Raw genomic sequence first — 15,753 nt, forward strand, 5'->3', positions numbered from 1 at the left:
AGAGAACCCGCCCAGGCACACTGCATTCAGCAGTTATCGCTTGAGGCCGAAAGCACCTAGCATCTGCTCCGTCTGCTTTTGCATCTGCTCCTGCATTTGCGTCAGCATGGCCTGCGACTGCTCGACGTAGTTGCCCATCATGCCCTTGAGCACAGGGGACTGAAGGCTCATGAACTGCGCCCACATCTCTGGCGTGACGTTCTGCGATTGCTCTGCCAGCTTGGTCTGCACATCGGTGAACGCCTGGACATTCTTCTCCAGATAAGCCCCCATGAACCCCTGCATGGCGTGGCCGTAGAAGCGGATGATGTTGGCCAGCACTGCCTCGCTGAACATGGGCGCCCCGCCCGCCTCTTCCTCCAGAATGATCTGCAGCAGGATGCTGCGCGTGAGATCCTCACCCGTCTTCGCGTCGCGAACGACCACGTTCTGATGGTCAATCACCAGCTGGCGCACTTCGCTCAGCGTGATGTAGGTGGAGGTGTCGGTGTCGTAGAGGCGCCGGTTGGGGTATTTCTTGATCACGCGCTGCGTGGACTTGGCAGACGCGCTGGTGGATTCGGGCAAAACGGAACTCCTCGGACTTGCGCTCAATGCGGGTATTGCAGTGCAACACATTCTAGAGAGCCTCGGCAGCCACCCCTGCAAAGGATTACCCTGATGGCTTCGATCCGCGCAGAAAACCGAAAAGGTGCCCGAGAAATAAAAAAGCCTTCCAGACTTTGTCTTGGAAGGCTTTTTACCAATGGTTAGTTGGTAGGCGCGATTGGACTCGAACCAACGACCCCCACCATGTCAAGGTGGTGCTCTAACCAGCTGAGCTACGCGCCTGTTTGTATTCGAGAACGCGATTGTAGCATCAAAAAAACCGCCTGCAAAAACTATTGGCTCAACGACGCCGTGCAGAGCGGACTCCGGGCACCGATGCCACGATACCCAGCACCTTGTTGAGACGGCCCGAATCGGCCACCTCCACCGTGAAAGTCATCCAGGCAGTGCCTTTGACGGATTGGGTCTGCACGCCAATCACATTGGTTTTCTCACGGGCGAACACTTCGGAGATGTCGCGCAGCAACCCCTGCCGATCCGCTGCCTCTACCGCCACATCCACCGGGTAGACGGCAGCAGCAGCGGCTTTGGGCGCGCCCCATTCCACCTCGATGACCCGCTCGGCGCTGCGTGCCGCCATTTCGCGGAAGTTGCTGCAATCAGCCCGGTGCACGCTCACCCCCTTTCCGCGGGTGACGAAGCCACGGATGAGGTCCGGCGGCGCAGGCTTGCAGCATTTGGCCAACTGGGTCATCAAGGAATCGATGCCCACCACCAGCACCCCACCCTTGGGCGCGGCTTCGTTGGTGCGGGTCTTCTTGAGCAGCAGATAGTCGTCGGGCTGCAGCGCAGGCTCCGGGGGACGCAGCAGGTTTTCAATGTTGCGCAGCGAAAACTCGTCCTTGCCCACGACCTCAAACAGCGCATCGGCAGACTTGAAGCCGAGTTGCGTGGCCAGGTCATCCAGCTTCATGGCTGTCTTGCCCTCGCGCTGCAGCAGCTTCTCCACGGCTTCACGGCCACGGGCCACGGTTTCGTGGGTGGCCTGCGCGTTGAACCAAGCACGCACCTTGGCTTTGGCACGGTTGCTGGTGAGGTAGCCCAGCTCAGGATTGAGCCAGTCCCGCGAGGGGCGGCCTTCCTTCACGGTGGTGATCTCTACCGTCTGGCCGTTTTGCAGCGGGGTGTTGAGTGGCACCATGGCGCCATCCACGCGCGCGCCACGGCAACGGTGTCCCACGCTGGTGTGCACCGCGTAGGCAAAGTCCACAGGGGTGGAGCCTTGCGACAGTTCAATCACCGCGGCATCGGGCGTCAGCACATAGATGCGGTCTTCAAAAAGGCCACGGTTCGGCACCGTGCCTGCCAGATCGCGCTCCCAGGCCAGCAGTTGGCGCAGCACGGCGATCTTGGCGTCGTATTCGCCCGAGGCCGAAACCCCGGCATAACCTTTGCTGCCCGCCTCCTTGTAGGCCCAGTGCGCGGCTACACCATGTTCAGCGTGGTCATGCATGGCCTGCGTGCGGATCTGGATTTCTACCGGGCGTCCATTCTCGTCACGCACGATGGTGTGCAGCGACTGGTAGCCGTTGGGCTTGGGCTTGGCGATGTAGTCGTCAAACTCTTCCACGATGGGGGTGAACTGCTCGTGCACCCAGCTCAGCGCGGCGTAGCAGTCCTTGACGGTGGGCACCACTACGCGCAGGGCGCGCAGGTCCAGCACTTGGTCAAAATGCAGCGACTTGCCACGCATCTTCTTGACGATGCTGTAGATGTGCTTAGGCCGCCCCTGCACTGTGGCGCTGATGCTGCGGCTGCGCAGCTCGGCCTCGAGCCGCTCACGCAGCTGCTGCATGTAGATCTCGCGCTCACCGCGCTTTTCATCCAGCAGACGGGCCACTTCCTTGTAGGTGTCTGGCTCCAGAAAGCGGAAGGACAGGTCCTCCAACTCCCATTTCATCTGCCAGATACCCAAGCGGTTGGCCAGCGGCGCAAAGACATGCAGGGATTCACGCGCCAGGCTGGGCGGCACAGGGCGCTTGCTGGCAGCATGGAAGCGCAAGGTTTGCAAGCGCGAAGCCAGGCGCAGCATCACCACACGCAGATCGCGCGAGAACGCCAGCAGCATCTTGCGCACGTTCTCGGTCTGCACTGCGGGGTCATCCACCTGCTCTGCAGACAGGGCCTGGCGCTGCACACGCATGAGCTTGGTGGTCTCTACAGCCAGCGCGGCAAAGCTCTCGCCAAAGGCCTTGGTGATGACTTCCTCGGGCTTGTTCAGATGCACGCAGGCATACACCAGATAGCTGGCGGCCTGCATGGCCTCAGATCCACCGATGTTCTTGAGAATGGCCGCCACCGCATCGGCATGGGCCAGCGTGTTCTCGCCAGAGTCCAGGGTTTCGCACGCCAGCAGTGGCTCGGCAAAAGCCCGGGCGCGTGCCAGCGCATCCACCTGCTCTGGCAGGGTGTGGGCTGTGGCGGCTATCAGCTGCGGCAGCGGCTCATGCGGCGTAACGGCCACGGGGGTCGCAATGGGGTTTGTCTTCATCCTGCCTGCACACCTTCCTCCATCGAACCCCACCCTAAAAATGCTTTCACTACGGCAATCTGCTCGTCAGCCACCAAGGTGGGGGCATGCCCCACGCCTTGCAACTCTACGCAGCGTGCACGGGGGCCACGCTCTTGCATGGCCGCTGCTGTCTCACGCGTCAGCAAATCTGACACGGCCCCACGCAGCAGCAGCGTTTCTGCCTTGATCTGGTCATAAAGCTGCCAGAGTGCAGCCTCGCCAGCGGCAGCGGCTTCCTGCGTCAGCGCCCGAAACGGGACCGCAATGGCCGGGTCATAGTGCAAGGTCAGCCCGCCCTCGGGCAGTGCGCGCACCATGTGCCGGGACAGGTCCAGCCACTGCTGCGGCGTATGCGGGCCAAACCCTGTGGAGATAGCCCACATGGCGTCCGCCGCCTGCTGCAGCGATTCAAAACGGGCCATGTGCCCCAGGTACTGCCCGATGCGCTGCAGGGCCTGCCATTGGATGACAGGGCCTACATCGTTAAGCACCAGTCGGCGCACCGGCACAGGCAGTGGCAAGCCAGGCTGTCCCGCCAGCGCCATGCCGATGAGCCCGCCCATGCTGGTGCCCACCCAGTCCAGCGATGCGATGGGAGCCTTCTGATGCAGATGAGCCAACAGGGCCAGCATGTCGGCTGCGTACACGGGAAGCTGATAACCCATGGGGTCGGCTAGCCAGTCACTCTGGCCGCGCCCCACCACATCGGGGCAGATCACGCGGGCATGCAGACTCAAGCGGCGGGCCAAGGCGTCAAAGTCACGCCCCTGGCGCGAGAGACCATGCACGCACACCACCACATGGGGATGTGCCGGGTTGCCGGTGGCGTTCCATTCCCAGTAAGCCATGCGGTGCTGAGGATGTGCGTCACCAGTGCCCGCGGTGTGGGCGGATGCCAGACCGGGGCATGGTACGTAGTTCAGCGTAGGTTCATTCATGGGTACGCAATCCGGGATGCGGCGCTTGATAATGGTTGCGTCGCATCGTAATTCATTAGGGAGAGACTCTCATGCTGAAAGGCAAAACCGCCCTCGTCACCGGCTCCACCAGCGGCATCGGCCTGGGCATCGCCAAGGCCCTGGCGCGCCAGGGGGCCCATATTGTGCTCAACGGCTTTGGCGATGTGGATGCTCCGCGCGCTGAAGTGCTTGCAGCGGGCGAAGGCACGGGCGCGCAGGTGGCCTACCACGGTGCCGACATGAGCCGGGCGGCAGACATTGAGGACATGATGCGCTACAGCGCATCGCAGTTCGGGCAGGTGGATATCCTGGTCAACAACGCAGGCATCCAGCACGTCGCCAATGTGGAGGACTTTCCGGTAGAGCGCTGGGACGCCATCATTGCCATCAACCTGACCAGCGCATTCCACACCTCCCGCCTGGCCCTGCCTGCCATGCGCCGCGCCAATTGGGGGCGCATCATTAACGTAGCATCGGTCCACGGGCTGGTGGGTTCAGCACAGAAGTCGGCCTACGTAGCTGCCAAACACGGCATTGTTGGCTTGACCAAGGTGACCGCGCTGGAAACTGCCACCACAGGCATCACCGCCAACGCCATCTGCCCCGGCTGGGTGCTGACCCCCCTGGTGCAAAAGCAGGTAGACGCCAAGGCCGCCGCACACGGCCTGAGCAACGAAGAAGCCACCAAGCTGCTACTGGGTGAAAAAGAGCCTTCGATGCAATTCACTACCCCTGAGGAGCTGGGTGAGCTGGCAGTGTTCTTCTGCTCACCCGCCGCCAACAATGTGCGCGGTGTGGCATGGAACATGGATGGCGGCTGGGCCGCACAATAAGCTCGTAATACCCAGCGGCTGACAAGCGCAGCATGCTACACATTTAATAGCTGCCTGCGCTTTATCAGCAAGCGCTAGAGCCCGATTCAAGCAAAAGGCCCTGAGCACTCATGCCCAGGGCCTTTTTTTGATACCTACCAACCTGACGTTTCAGCTGTGGGCCGAAGCCGTTTCGGTCGTGTGACCCGACGGTGTCTCATGCGCCACCGTGGTCTTGGCTCCTGGCACCGCCTTGCGGGCGAACAGGGTGTACATCGTGGGCACCACAAAAATGGTGAGCAGTGTGCCCAGCGACATGCCACCCACAATCACCCAGCCGATTTGAGAGCGCGTCTCTGCCCCCGCACCTTTGGCCAGCGCCAGAGGGACAGCCCCCAGCACCATCGCCCCCGTGGTCATCAAGATGGGACGCAGCCGCTGCGACGAGGCCTTGACCAGCGCATCCACCATCTCCATGCCCTCTTCGCGAAGCTGGTTGGTGAACTCCACGATCAGAATGCCGTGCTTGGTGATCAGCCCCACCAGTGTGATGAGACCGATCTGTGAATAGACGTTGAGCGAGCCTCCGCTCCACTGCAAGGCCAGCAGCGCTCCAATCATGGACAGCGGCACCGACACCATGATGACCAGCGGATCAATGAAGCTCTCGAACTGTGCGGCCAGCACCAGAAAGATGAACACCAGCGCCAGCAGGAACACGATGCCCAAGGCCCCCTGCGAACTCTTGAACTCGCGCGACGTGCCGTTCAGGTCCGTGGTGTAGCCGGGCTTGAGCACCTTGGCCGCAGTGTCATCCATGAACTTCAGCGCCTCACCCAACGAATAGTCGGGTGACAGGTTGGCCGTGATGGTGACCGAGCGGCGCTGGCCAAAGTGGTTCAGCTCGCGCGGGCTCACGCTCTCTTTCACGTTCACCAGGCTGGACAGGGGAATCATGGCATCGTTGCGGCCACGCACGTAAATACTGTCGATGTTCTCAGGCGTGGTGCGGCCACGGGCCTCGTTCTGCACGATCACGTCGTACTGCTCGGCATCGCGCTTGTAGCGTGTCACGGTGCGGCCACCCAGCATGGTCTCGATGGCACGGGCCACCACATCCACACTCACCCCCAAGTCTGCCGCGCGCTCGCGGTTGACGCTGATGCGCAGTTCGGGCTTGTTCAGGCGCAGGTCCACGTCGGGCGCGACGATGCCAGGGTTCTTGGCAATTTCCGCCATCATCTGGTTGGTCACAGCATTCAGGTTCTCGTAGCTGTCCGAGGTCTGGATCACATAAGTCAATGGCCGCGAGCGGAAGCTCTGCCCCAGCGATGGGGGTGTGATCAGGAACGAGTTCACCCCCGGCAAAGCCGCCACCTTGGGCTGCAGGTCGCGGGCGATGGACAGCGTAGTGCGGTCTCGCTGCTCCCAGTCCACCGTGCGGTAGATGACACTGCCCTGCGCCACCGTGGGGTTGCCGATGTTGGCAAAGATACGGTCAAACTCAGGATAGTCGCGGCCAATCTTCTCCAGCTCCAGTGCGTAGCGGTTGGTGTAGTCCAGCGTTGCACCATCGGGCGCAGTCACGTTGACCAGGATCGTGCCCCGGTCTTCCATGGGCGAGAGCTCCTGCTTCATCTTGGGATACACCATGACCAGCCCGGCAGCGCTGACCGCCATCACGGCAACCACAAGCCAGCGGGCCTGAAACAGCGCACCACGCAAGCCGCCGCCTGCGCCACCACCCGCCCGTCCGCCCCAGCGTGCCGTCACCACCCAACGCAACAGTCGGCCATAGGCATCAGACAGCGCCGTGAGCCACCGCTCCATGGAACGGTCAAACCAGTTGGGCTTGGGGTTGTGCTTGAGCAGCAGCGAGCACATCATGGGCGAGAGCGTGAGCGCGACAAAGCCCGACACCACCACCGCGCCCGCCAAGGCCAGCGCAAACTCCACAAACAGCCGCCCGGTACGCCCCGGGGTGAAAGCCAGCGGCGCATACACGGCCACCAGGGTCAGCGTCATGGCGATGATGGCAAAGCCGATCTCGCGCGCACCCTTGATGGCAGCGGAGAACGGATCCAGCCCCTCTTCAATGTGGCGGTAGATGTTCTCCAGCATCACGATGGCATCGTCCACCACCAGCCCGATCGCCAGCACCAGGGCCAGCAGGGTCAGCGTGTTGATGGAAAAACCAGCCAGCGCCATCAGCGCAAACGTGCCCACCAGACTCACCGGGATGGTGATGATGGGAATGATGGAGGCCCGCAAGGTGCGAAGGAAGACGAAGATCACCAGAGCCACCAGCACCACGGCTTCGATGATGGTCTGGTACACGCTCTTGACCGAGCGGTCGATGAACAGCGAGTTGTCGTTGGCCACATCTATGGTGATGTCGGCGGGCAAGTCTGCCTTCAAGGTGGGCAGCATGGCGCGAACCCCTGCGGACAGCTCCAGCGGGTTGGCCGTGGCCTGGCGGATCACGCCCATGGAAATGGCCTCGCGGTCATTGAGACGCACGCGGCTGCGGTCACTCGCAGCACTCTCTTCCACACGGGCAACATCACGCATGCGCACCGGAAAGCCATTGACGGTGCGGATCACGATGTCGGAAAACTGCGCTGGCCGCGCCAGTTCGGTCTGCGAAGTGACGCTGAACTCGCGCTGCTGCGACTCGATGCGCCCGGCGGGCAGCTCCAGATTGTTGCGGCGTATGGCGTCTTCCACATCCTGGGTGGTAAGGCGGTAGCCCGCCATGCGTTCAGGGTCCAGCCAGATACGCATGGCATAGCGGCGCTCGCCATAAATGGGCACATCGGCCACCCCCGTCACCGTCTGCAAGCGGGGCTTGACGATGCGGTTGAGCAGATCGTTGATTTCCAGCGGGCTACGGGTTTCGCTACTGAAGGCCAGCCACATCACGGGCGACGCATCGGCCTCCACCTTGGCAATCACCGGCTCGTCCACCGCATCAGGCAGGCGGTTGCGCACCCGTGCTGTGCGGTCACGCACTTCAGCGGCAGCGTTGTCGGCGTCTTTTTCCAGGCGAAATCGCACACTGATCTGGCTTTGCTCGGCGCGGCTGATGGAGGTGATCACATCCACCGCGTCGATCCCGGCAATCGAATCCTCCAGCGGCTTGGTCACCTGCGATTCGATCACCTCTGCCGATGCGCCTGCATAGCGCACGCTCACGGTGACCACAGGCTCATCGATCTTCGGGTACTCGCGGACCGTCAAGCGCGTAAAACTCACCGCCCCCACCAGAAGCACCAGCAGGGACAGCACGGTGGCGAACACCGGTCGCCGGATGGAGATTTCAGCAAGTTGCATGGCGTGCCTCGTCAATCAACATCACAGCGGCCTCAGGAAGACTGGCCTGCACGGCCCAGTGCGGACAGGGGGATGTTGCAGGGGTTGGACCCCGGCAGGTCAGGCACGGGGACCAACCGAGCTACAGCAGCTGATGCACCACCCGCACCACCTGTACCACCCGCACCTGCTGCGCCAACGGCAGTACCCATGGGCGATGCGGCGGGGGCTGCAGCCGAGGCAGCAGAAGCTGGAGCCGAGGGCTGCGACGCCGCCGCTGCAGGGGCCTTGCCCTCGCCCGACTGTCCCAGCTCCACCACGCGCACGGCCATGCCATCCCGCTGCAGGCGCTGCTGTCCTGCGGTAACGACCACGTCGCCTGCGGCCAGCCCTTCCACCACTTCGACATAACCGGGAGTACGAGCCCCCAGCCTCACCGGGGTGCGCTTGGCGACCTTGGAGCCGTCTTCCTTGCCCGCCACGATGCGCAGGACATAGGGATTGGCCCCATCGGGCACGATCGCTTCCTCCGGAATCACGCGCGCATCAGCTCGCTCGCCAAACACGGCCGTCACACGCGCAAACATGCCGGGGCGCAACTGCTGACGTCGGTTGTCAATGCAGCCCCGCACGGCCAGGGATCGCCCATCAGCGTCGATCTGTGGGTTGATGGCCTGGATCGTGGCGGCGTACTGCACGCCGGGCAGCGCATCAAAAGCCACGCGGGCGGTCTGCCCGGTCTTGACCTTGTTCTGAAGACGCTCGGGCAGACGGAAGTCCACATACACAGCGTCAAGGTCTTCCAGGTTAACGATATCGGCGCCGTCCTTGAGGTAGTCGCCCACGTTCACGCCGCGAATACCCGCCACCCCATCAAACGGCGCAACAATGCGCAGGCGCTGCGCCGTGGCCTCGGCCAGTGCCAGCTTGGCTTCGGCCACTTCCAGGTTGGCGGCGCTCTCATCCACTGAGCGCTGGCTGATGAAACCTTGTGCCACCAGTTCCTGGTTGCGCTTGTGGTTGGCGCGGGCAATGGAGAGCTCGGCCCGGCTTTGCTGTACCTGGGCACGGGGCAACTGATCGTCCAGTTGCACCAGCAACTGCCCCTTGCGTACCCGCTGACCATCCGTGAAATTGAGGAGCGTGATGCGGCCACTGATTTCCGGGCGCAGCACCACACTGCGACGCGAGCGCAGACTGCCCACGGCTTCCGCGTCATCGCGCAAGGCCATCTGCCGCACGCTGGTGGCTTCCACCATCACGGGCCTGCCCGCCCCAGGAGCGCCAGGCTTGCCTGCAGCAGACGTGGCATCGGGCTTGGGAGCCTTGCCAGGTGACTGAAACCACCATGCTGCGCCAGAGGCTGCAACCAAACCGATAACTGCAACGACCACGTATTTGTTCTTGAGCGCCATGGATCCATCAAACCTGGGGTAGGGATAAGCGAAATGCAGCCGGACAATGTATCAGTGCGTAAAGACATTCGTATGCGGCAAAGGCCTTAGCCCTCGGCTTGAATACAACAGCTTTACGCGACCTTTACAAAGCGCCGCTTTGCCTTCGCAAACGGTGCACGAAGCATGCCCGCTCCAGGGACACCCGTGCATGCACTCAGGAATATGGTGAGGTGAGCGCGTTACCTTCCGCTAGCCTTTTCAACGCCACGGTTGGCCAATGCATCGGCGCGCTCATTGCCGGGGTCGCCCGAGTGGCCCTTGACCCATCGCCATTCAATGCGGTGTCCTCCGGTGGATACCAGCGCATCCAGCCGCTTCCACAATTCCACGTTCTTGACGGGCTGGTTGGTCGACGTGCGCCAGCCCTTGGCCTTCCAGCCGTGGATCCATTCGGTGATGCCCTTGCGCACATATTCGCTGTCGAGGTACAGCGTGACAGCGCAAGGGCGCTTGAGGGCAGACAGCGCCTCGATCACCGCCATCAGCTCCATGCGGTTGTTGGTGGTGCCCAGCTCTCCTCCAAACAGCTCTTTCTCCAACGTGCCCGAGCGCAGCAAAACACCCCATCCACCGGGGCCCGGATTGCCCTTGCACGCACCATCTGTGTAAATCTCAACCTGGTTCAACTGGATTCCTGACAATAAAACAAACGGCCGCATGCAGCGGCCTTGGGAAAAGCGGCGGCTCCATTGCGATGCCTCATCTTGCCGCATGGCAACAGGCACCGATAGGGAATCAGCGCTTGCCGCGGGCAGAGGGTGGGCCTGACCTGCGCACGACTGGCACCGTTGCAGCCACCCGCGCACGGCGGGCGCGCCAGGCGGGCTCCAGCAGGCGCATGCCATGCACCCGCTTGACCGCCACCAGAAAATAGGCAGAGCCAAAAATGGGCCACCACCGCTCACCCAGGGGGTCCACCCATTTCATGCGCTCCAGCCATTCTGCGCTGCGCACCGCAGGACGATAACAGCCAAAACGGGCTGACTCGACTTCGAAGCTCAACAAACGCAACCAGTCGCGCATGCGCCGGTAGCCGATGAACTCCCCCACATCAGGCAGATACAGCGAAGCGCCCGTCCACCGCTGCAACAGCCGGGCGCGCATTTGCCGCAAGCCCCACAGGCTTAAAGGGTTGAGGCCCGCAATGACCACCCGCCCCTCCGGCACCAGCACCCGTTCCACTTCGCGCAGTGCCGTGTGGGGATCCACGCTCAGCTCCAGGGTGTGTGGCAACACCACCAGGTCAAGACTGGCGCTGGGAAATGGCAGAGCCACAGCATCTGCCCACAGGGCCACAGCCCTCAGCGGCGGGGTCTGGCTCTGGGGTTCCGCCCCCTCGTCGCAAGGCCCCGGTACATCCTCCGACCCCAAGGCCAGCCACTGGTGCGGCATGCGGTTGTTCCGCAAGCCATCCACGGGGGCCATGCCCAACTGTAATGCGTGATAACCGAAGATGTCCGCGACGGCCTCGTCCATGCAGGCCTGCTCCCAGGCCAGCAGGTACCTGCCGGGGGCAGAGTCGAACCACTGGTGCAAACCTATAATTTCAGAGCTCATGAACTTGCTGCCGCTACCCGCATTGACCGACAACTACATCTGGATGCTGCATGACGCGCAGCATGCAGTGGTGGTCGACCCCGGTGACTCCGCTCCCGTCTGGGAGGCGCTGCAGTCCAGGGGGCTGTCCTTGCAGGGCATTCTAGTCACCCACCACCACGGCGATCATGTCGGTGGCGTGGGGGAATTGCGCGAACGCACAGGCGCAGTGGTGTACGGTCCGGCAGCCGAGGCCACAGTGCCATCAGCCCTGGGCGTGGCGCAGGGAGACAGGATGAACCTCCTGGGCGTGGAGATCCAGGTGCTGGATGTGCCCGGACACACTGCGGGGCATATTGCCTACTTTTGCCCTGATGTGCAGGGCACGCCTGTGCTCTTTTGCGGCGACACGCTGTTTTCTGGCGGCTGCGGTCGGCTTTTTGAAGGCACACCAGCGCAGATGCATGCCTCGCTCACACAACTGAGCGCCCTGCCGGATGCCACCCGCGTATGCTGCGCGCACGAGTACACACTTTCTAACCTGCGCTTTGCCCTGGCTGTGGAACCCGACAACGCAGAGCTGATCCAGTACAACGCGTGGTGCCAGGCACAACGGTCGGGGGGCCTGCCCACCCTGCCGTCTACCATGGCCATGGAGCGCAACATCAACCCTTTTCTGCGGGTGCACCACGCCACCGTTGCGCAAGCAGCCAAGGCGCACGACCCGCAGATTGACAGCAACGACGCAATTGCCGTGTTGGCAAGCCTGCGTACATGGAAGAACGAGTTCCGATGAAATTTCTGCACATTGTCAGCCTGGTCGGCATGCTGTGGCTGACGGGCTGCGCGACGACGGGCCCTGCCCCCGATTCGGTGAGTACTGCGCCCGATCAGACCTCTACCCGTCGCACCACCCACACCCCCCTGATCCCCAGCGGCCCGTTGCAGCCCATCACGGCAGCTACGGCATCCAGCCAGGAAGTCGCGTCGCTCTCTACCCCTGCGGACTTGTGGGACCGTATCCGCCGTGGCTTTGCCATGCCCGATCTGCAAAGCGACCTGGTACAGGACCGCGAACAGTGGTACGCAAGCAGGCCCGACTACATGCAGCGCATGACAGAGCGGTCCAGCAAATACCTGTTCCACATCGTTGAAGAACTGGAGCGCCGGGGCATGCCTACGGAGCTGGCACTGCTGCCCTACATCGAAAGTGCCTTCAATCCGCAGGCAGTCTCCAGCGCCAAGGCGGCAGGCATGTGGCAATTCATGCCCGCAACGGGCAGCTATTTCGACCTGAAGCAAAACGCCTTCAGGGATGACCGGCGCGATGTGCTGGCATCGACCCGTGCTGCGCTGGACTACCTGCAAAAGCTCTACGGCATGTTTGGTGACTGGCACCTGGCACTGGCAGCCTACAACTGGGGTGAGGGCAGCGTGAGCCGCGCCATTGCGCGCAACCAGAAGGCCGGGCTGGGCACCAGCTATACCGACCTGAACATGCCCAACGAAACGCGCATGTACGTGCCCAAGCTTCAGGCCGTGAAGAACATTGTGGCCAACCCCGATGCGTTCCGCACCGAGCTGCCACTGATCGAGAACCACCCCTACTTCCAGACGGTGGACATCACGCACGACATCGATGTGGCGCTGGTCGCAAGCCTCGCAGGTATCCGCGAGGCAGACTTCCGTGCGCTGAACCCGTCTTTTCACAAGCCCGTGATTCTGGCTGCCGGTACACCGCAGATCCTGCTGCCCTGGGACAACGCCAAAGTCTTCCAACGCAACCTGGAAGCCCGCCGCGAGGGGCAGTACGCAAGCTGGACAGTATGGTCCGCACCCACCACGATGACAGTGGCTGAGGCCGCCAAGCGCACCGACATGAGCGAGAACGACCTGCGCAGCATCAACAACATTCCACCGCGCATGCTGATCAAGGCAGGGTCGGCATTGATCGTGCCCCGCAGTTCCACCAAGCGCGAGGACGTTCCCTCTCAACTGGCTGACAATGGCCAGGTGGCACTTGCCCCCGAGATCGTGACACGCCGCACCACGGTGCGCGCAGCCAAGGGTGAAACCGTGGCTTCGATCGCCAAACGCTACAAACTGAGTGCCGCGAACGTTGCTGACTGGAACGATGTGAAGCTGAACGCGGCCTTCAAACTGGGCCAGCAAATTGTGGTGTATCTGCCAGTCAAGCAGGCCAGCGCCGCCCCGTCACGCGCGCAGGCGCGCAGCACCACGGGCAAGACAGCCTCAGCACCTGCTCCTACGCGCAAGGGCGGAACGCCCTCCAAGGTACGTCGTCGCTGATTACGCGCTCATTCACGCGAGCCGACTCCAAGAACCAACGCCCAGCCATGCATAGCATGGCTGGGCGTTTCTTTTGGGGCGCGCGCAAGGAACGCCCGGCAGCACAACTCAGAAGCGCATGGAGGCCATGCCCATCAGGCCCAGAATGCCCATGATGATGAGATACAGCGCCACGATGGTGCTGAGCAGGCGCGGCATGACCAGAATCAGAATGCCGGCAATCAGGGAGACAAGCGGACCGATGCTCAGGTGCAAGGACATGGATTCTCTTTCTGCGGAAGTGAAAGTCCCTATCTTGCCTCAGCCAGAGTGCCCGTTCAGAGGTTGAATCGCTGCCGCGCCTTGCGCGCCCATTCATTGGAGAAAGTGCGCGACAGATCCACCCGCGCGCTGGCCACTTCGGGAAACACCAGCGAAAGCATGCGCAACGCAACCGTGGGGCCGTCCTCCGGCATCATTCCGTGGGGCGAAAAGGTTTCCCGCATGCGGTAGAAGGCAGCCAGATACAAGGCCCGGTCACCCGACAGGTAAGCGGGCGGCAAGGCCTTGATCATGTCTGCAGGCTCCGCTGTCTGCAGCCATTTCAAGGTGTGCACCACGGCATGCACCATGGCTTGCACCTGCTCTGGCTGCTTCTGGATGAACGCCTGGGTGGCATAGAGGCAACTCGCGGGCATGTTGCCACCAAACAGCTCCTGCGAAGCCTTCAGGGTGCGGGTGTCTGCAACCACCCGCACACCCAGCTTCTGCTCTGCCTGGGCCATGATGGGGTCGGAGTGGCATATCGCCTGGATCTGGCCGGAGCGCAAGGCAGCGAGGGCGGCAGCCCCCGAAGGCACCGCAACAAAAGTCGCTTCGCTGGCCAGCAACCCCTCACGCGCCATGATCCAACGGGCAAACGTGTGTGTGGAAGACCCCGGAGCCGACACACCGATGCGCAAGCCTGCCAGATCACGCAAGGAATCGTAGCGCGGGGCAGCCCGCATAGACACCCCCAGAGCTACCTGGGGAGCCCTTCCATGCAGAACGACGGAGCGCAGCGCCAGGCCCCTCGCCTGCTGGCGTATGGTGTGCTCGTAAGCGCCCGACACCACATCCACCACACCGTCCTGCAATGCCTGCAAGGCGGGCGCACCCGCCGTAAAGTCTCGCAGCACCACATCCAGCCCCTCGGCGCGAAAGTATCCGAGCTGGTCCGCCAGCAGCAGGGGCAGGTGGTACATCTCGCTCTGCCCAGCCACAGCCACGGTCACCCGTCCCGCCGAACTTTTGCCGGTGGACTGCGCACCGATCCAGGGCGCAAACACACCGGCAGCCAGAGCGACGGAGGCAGCACCCAGAGTACGGCGGCGAATCACGGAACGGGGAGGCATGCAATCCTTACAAAACGGGGAACGGGACGATGGGCGAACAACAAGGCCACAGCGACTGGCAACACGCCATTGCTGCACCGCAACAATTGTGCCGGACCCGACGCACCCGAGCATCAGGGAACACCCCTGAGGGCTTTTACGTACTGTGAAAAAGTAGCGGAAAGCCGCAGAAAGCGATGCGCCCGCATACCCAGGCAGGCCGGTGCATAGGTGGGGCAGTGAATGCCATTGCGCGCTACCTGCGCAAATGACGGAAGAGAAACGAGGTTTCTTGCGTGCAGCGCCTGCAGCCCCGACACACGTACCCGCGGCAACCTCTTCGGCGGGCTCAACGGGAGGCCCAGCCTCCCGCCTGCTACCTCAGTGGTAACCGATGAAAAGGATGGCGATATTCACCATGAAGCCCGCCCCCCAGATGGCGCTGCGTGCCGTGGGCATGTTGGACACATACATCATGATGTAGAAGATGCGCAGCATCACGAACAGCATGGCCAACAGGTCCAGCCATGTTTGCCGGGCCCCAAGCTGGTGCGCGATGATGACCGCACCGATGAAGAAGGGCAGCACCTCAAAGCTGTTGGCCTGGGCTGCATTGGCACGCGCACGCCAGTCAGACTGGCGCGCCAGCCAGCCACGGGGGTCACTGTTGTCATACCCGCCCTGCTCGGTGGGCTGACCGATGGCACCCCGCTTGGCAATCCATGCACACACGATGGGCAGCAGTGCAACGATGAGCACGCACCAGTAGGCAACAGTAAAACGGGCCACTTGCATGGTTGTATTCATTTGTAAAGCCTTTAAGGGCTGCAGAGCCCTGTTTATGAGCGCAAGGCGCTATCAATTTGTGAGTATTCTAGCCCAGCAAGTGGTGCC

13 protein-coding genes and 1 tRNA gene are annotated in these 15,753 nt (G+C 62.5%); 3 read left to right on the forward strand and 11 right to left on the reverse strand.

The genetic code is table 11. The annotated features are described in order from the left end of the window. Positions 1-33: 33 nt before the first annotated feature. The 4 genes from phaR to AACH87_RS15100 all read right to left on the reverse strand — a co-directional run bounded on the left by phaR (position 34) and on the right by AACH87_RS15100 (position 4,059). The gene (gene phaR / locus AACH87_RS15085; protein ID WP_338795299.1) at positions 34-567 is read right to left on the reverse strand and encodes a polyhydroxyalkanoate synthesis repressor PhaR; all 534 of its coding nucleotides are present in this window, start codon (positions 565-567) and stop codon (positions 34-36) included. Between the two features lie 187 nt (positions 568-754). After that, a tRNA-Val gene (locus tag AACH87_RS15090) sits at positions 755-831 on the reverse strand. A 58-nt stretch (positions 832-889) separates the two neighbouring features. Continuing rightward, positions 890-3,100 carry a bifunctional (p)ppGpp synthetase/guanosine-3',5'-bis(diphosphate) 3'-pyrophosphohydrolase gene (locus AACH87_RS15095; protein ID WP_338795300.1) on the reverse strand — a complete coding sequence of 737 codons (2,211 nt, stop codon included), beginning with the start codon at positions 3,098-3,100 and terminating at the stop codon, positions 890-892. Then, positions 3,097-4,059, reverse strand: a complete 963-nt coding sequence (locus AACH87_RS15100) for an alpha/beta hydrolase (RefSeq protein WP_338795301.1) — start codon at positions 4,057-4,059, stop codon at positions 3,097-3,099. Before AACH87_RS15100 ends, AACH87_RS15095 begins: the two co-directional genes overlap by 4 nt. A gap of 71 nt (positions 4,060-4,130) precedes the next feature. Between AACH87_RS15100 and AACH87_RS15105 the strand changes: the two genes are divergently transcribed. Next, positions 4,131-4,913, forward strand: a complete 783-nt coding sequence (locus AACH87_RS15105) for a 3-hydroxybutyrate dehydrogenase (RefSeq protein ID WP_338795302.1) — start codon at positions 4,131-4,133, stop codon at positions 4,911-4,913. A gap of 150 nt (positions 4,914-5,063) precedes the next feature. Here the strand turns inward: AACH87_RS15105 and AACH87_RS15110 are convergent, their stop codons facing one another. The 4 genes from AACH87_RS15110 to AACH87_RS15125 form a co-directional block, all read right to left on the reverse strand. Further along, positions 5,064-8,225, reverse strand: a complete 3,162-nt coding sequence (locus tag AACH87_RS15110) for an efflux RND transporter permease subunit (RefSeq protein ID WP_338795303.1) — start codon at positions 8,223-8,225, stop codon at positions 5,064-5,066. Positions 8,226-8,257: 32 nt separating this feature from the next. Continuing rightward, on the reverse strand, positions 8,258-9,619 hold the full coding sequence (locus AACH87_RS15115; RefSeq protein ID WP_338795304.1) for an efflux RND transporter periplasmic adaptor subunit: 1,362 nt from the start codon (positions 9,617-9,619) through the stop codon (positions 8,258-8,260). A gap of 221 nt (positions 9,620-9,840) precedes the next feature. Beyond that, complete coding sequence (gene rnhA / locus AACH87_RS15120) at positions 9,841-10,287, reverse strand: ribonuclease HI (protein ID WP_338795305.1); 447 nt, start codon at positions 10,285-10,287, stop codon at positions 9,841-9,843. 109 nt (positions 10,288-10,396) lie between these two features. Then, on the reverse strand, positions 10,397-11,218 hold the full coding sequence (locus AACH87_RS15125; RefSeq protein ID WP_338795306.1) for a class I SAM-dependent methyltransferase: 822 nt from the start codon (positions 11,216-11,218) through the stop codon (positions 10,397-10,399). On the opposite strand from AACH87_RS15125, the gene gloB reads away from it, so the two are divergent. Next, positions 11,217-11,993 carry a hydroxyacylglutathione hydrolase gene (gloB, locus tag AACH87_RS15130; RefSeq protein ID WP_338795307.1) on the forward strand — a complete coding sequence of 259 codons (777 nt, stop codon included), beginning with the start codon at positions 11,217-11,219 and terminating at the stop codon, positions 11,991-11,993. The genes AACH87_RS15125 and gloB overlap by 2 nt on opposite strands. Then, entirely contained in the window at positions 11,990-13,507 is a 1,518-nt protein-coding gene (locus AACH87_RS15135; protein ID WP_338795308.1) for a transglycosylase SLT domain-containing protein, read from the forward strand. The genes gloB and AACH87_RS15135 overlap by 4 nt, the downstream gene beginning before the upstream one ends. A gap of 108 nt (positions 13,508-13,615) precedes the next feature. On the opposite strand, the gene AACH87_RS15140 is transcribed toward AACH87_RS15135, so the two are convergent. From AACH87_RS15140 to AACH87_RS15150, 3 genes are all read right to left on the reverse strand, one after another. After that, complete coding sequence (locus AACH87_RS15140; protein WP_338795309.1) at positions 13,616-13,768, reverse strand: DUF3096 domain-containing protein; 153 nt, start codon at positions 13,766-13,768, stop codon at positions 13,616-13,618. Positions 13,769-13,824: 56 nt separating this feature from the next. Next, positions 13,825-14,880 carry an ABC transporter substrate-binding protein gene (locus AACH87_RS15145; protein WP_338795310.1) on the reverse strand — a complete coding sequence of 352 codons (1,056 nt, stop codon included), beginning with the start codon at positions 14,878-14,880 and terminating at the stop codon, positions 13,825-13,827. 360 nt (positions 14,881-15,240) lie between these two features. Further along, complete coding sequence (locus tag AACH87_RS15150) at positions 15,241-15,666, reverse strand: MAPEG family protein (protein WP_338795311.1); 426 nt, start codon at positions 15,664-15,666, stop codon at positions 15,241-15,243. Positions 15,667-15,753: the final 87 nt, after the last annotated feature.

The sequence above is a fragment of the Acidovorax sp. DW039 genome, assembly GCF_037101375.1.
Taxonomy (GTDB): Bacteria; Pseudomonadota; Gammaproteobacteria; order Burkholderiales; family Burkholderiaceae_C; genus Acidovorax.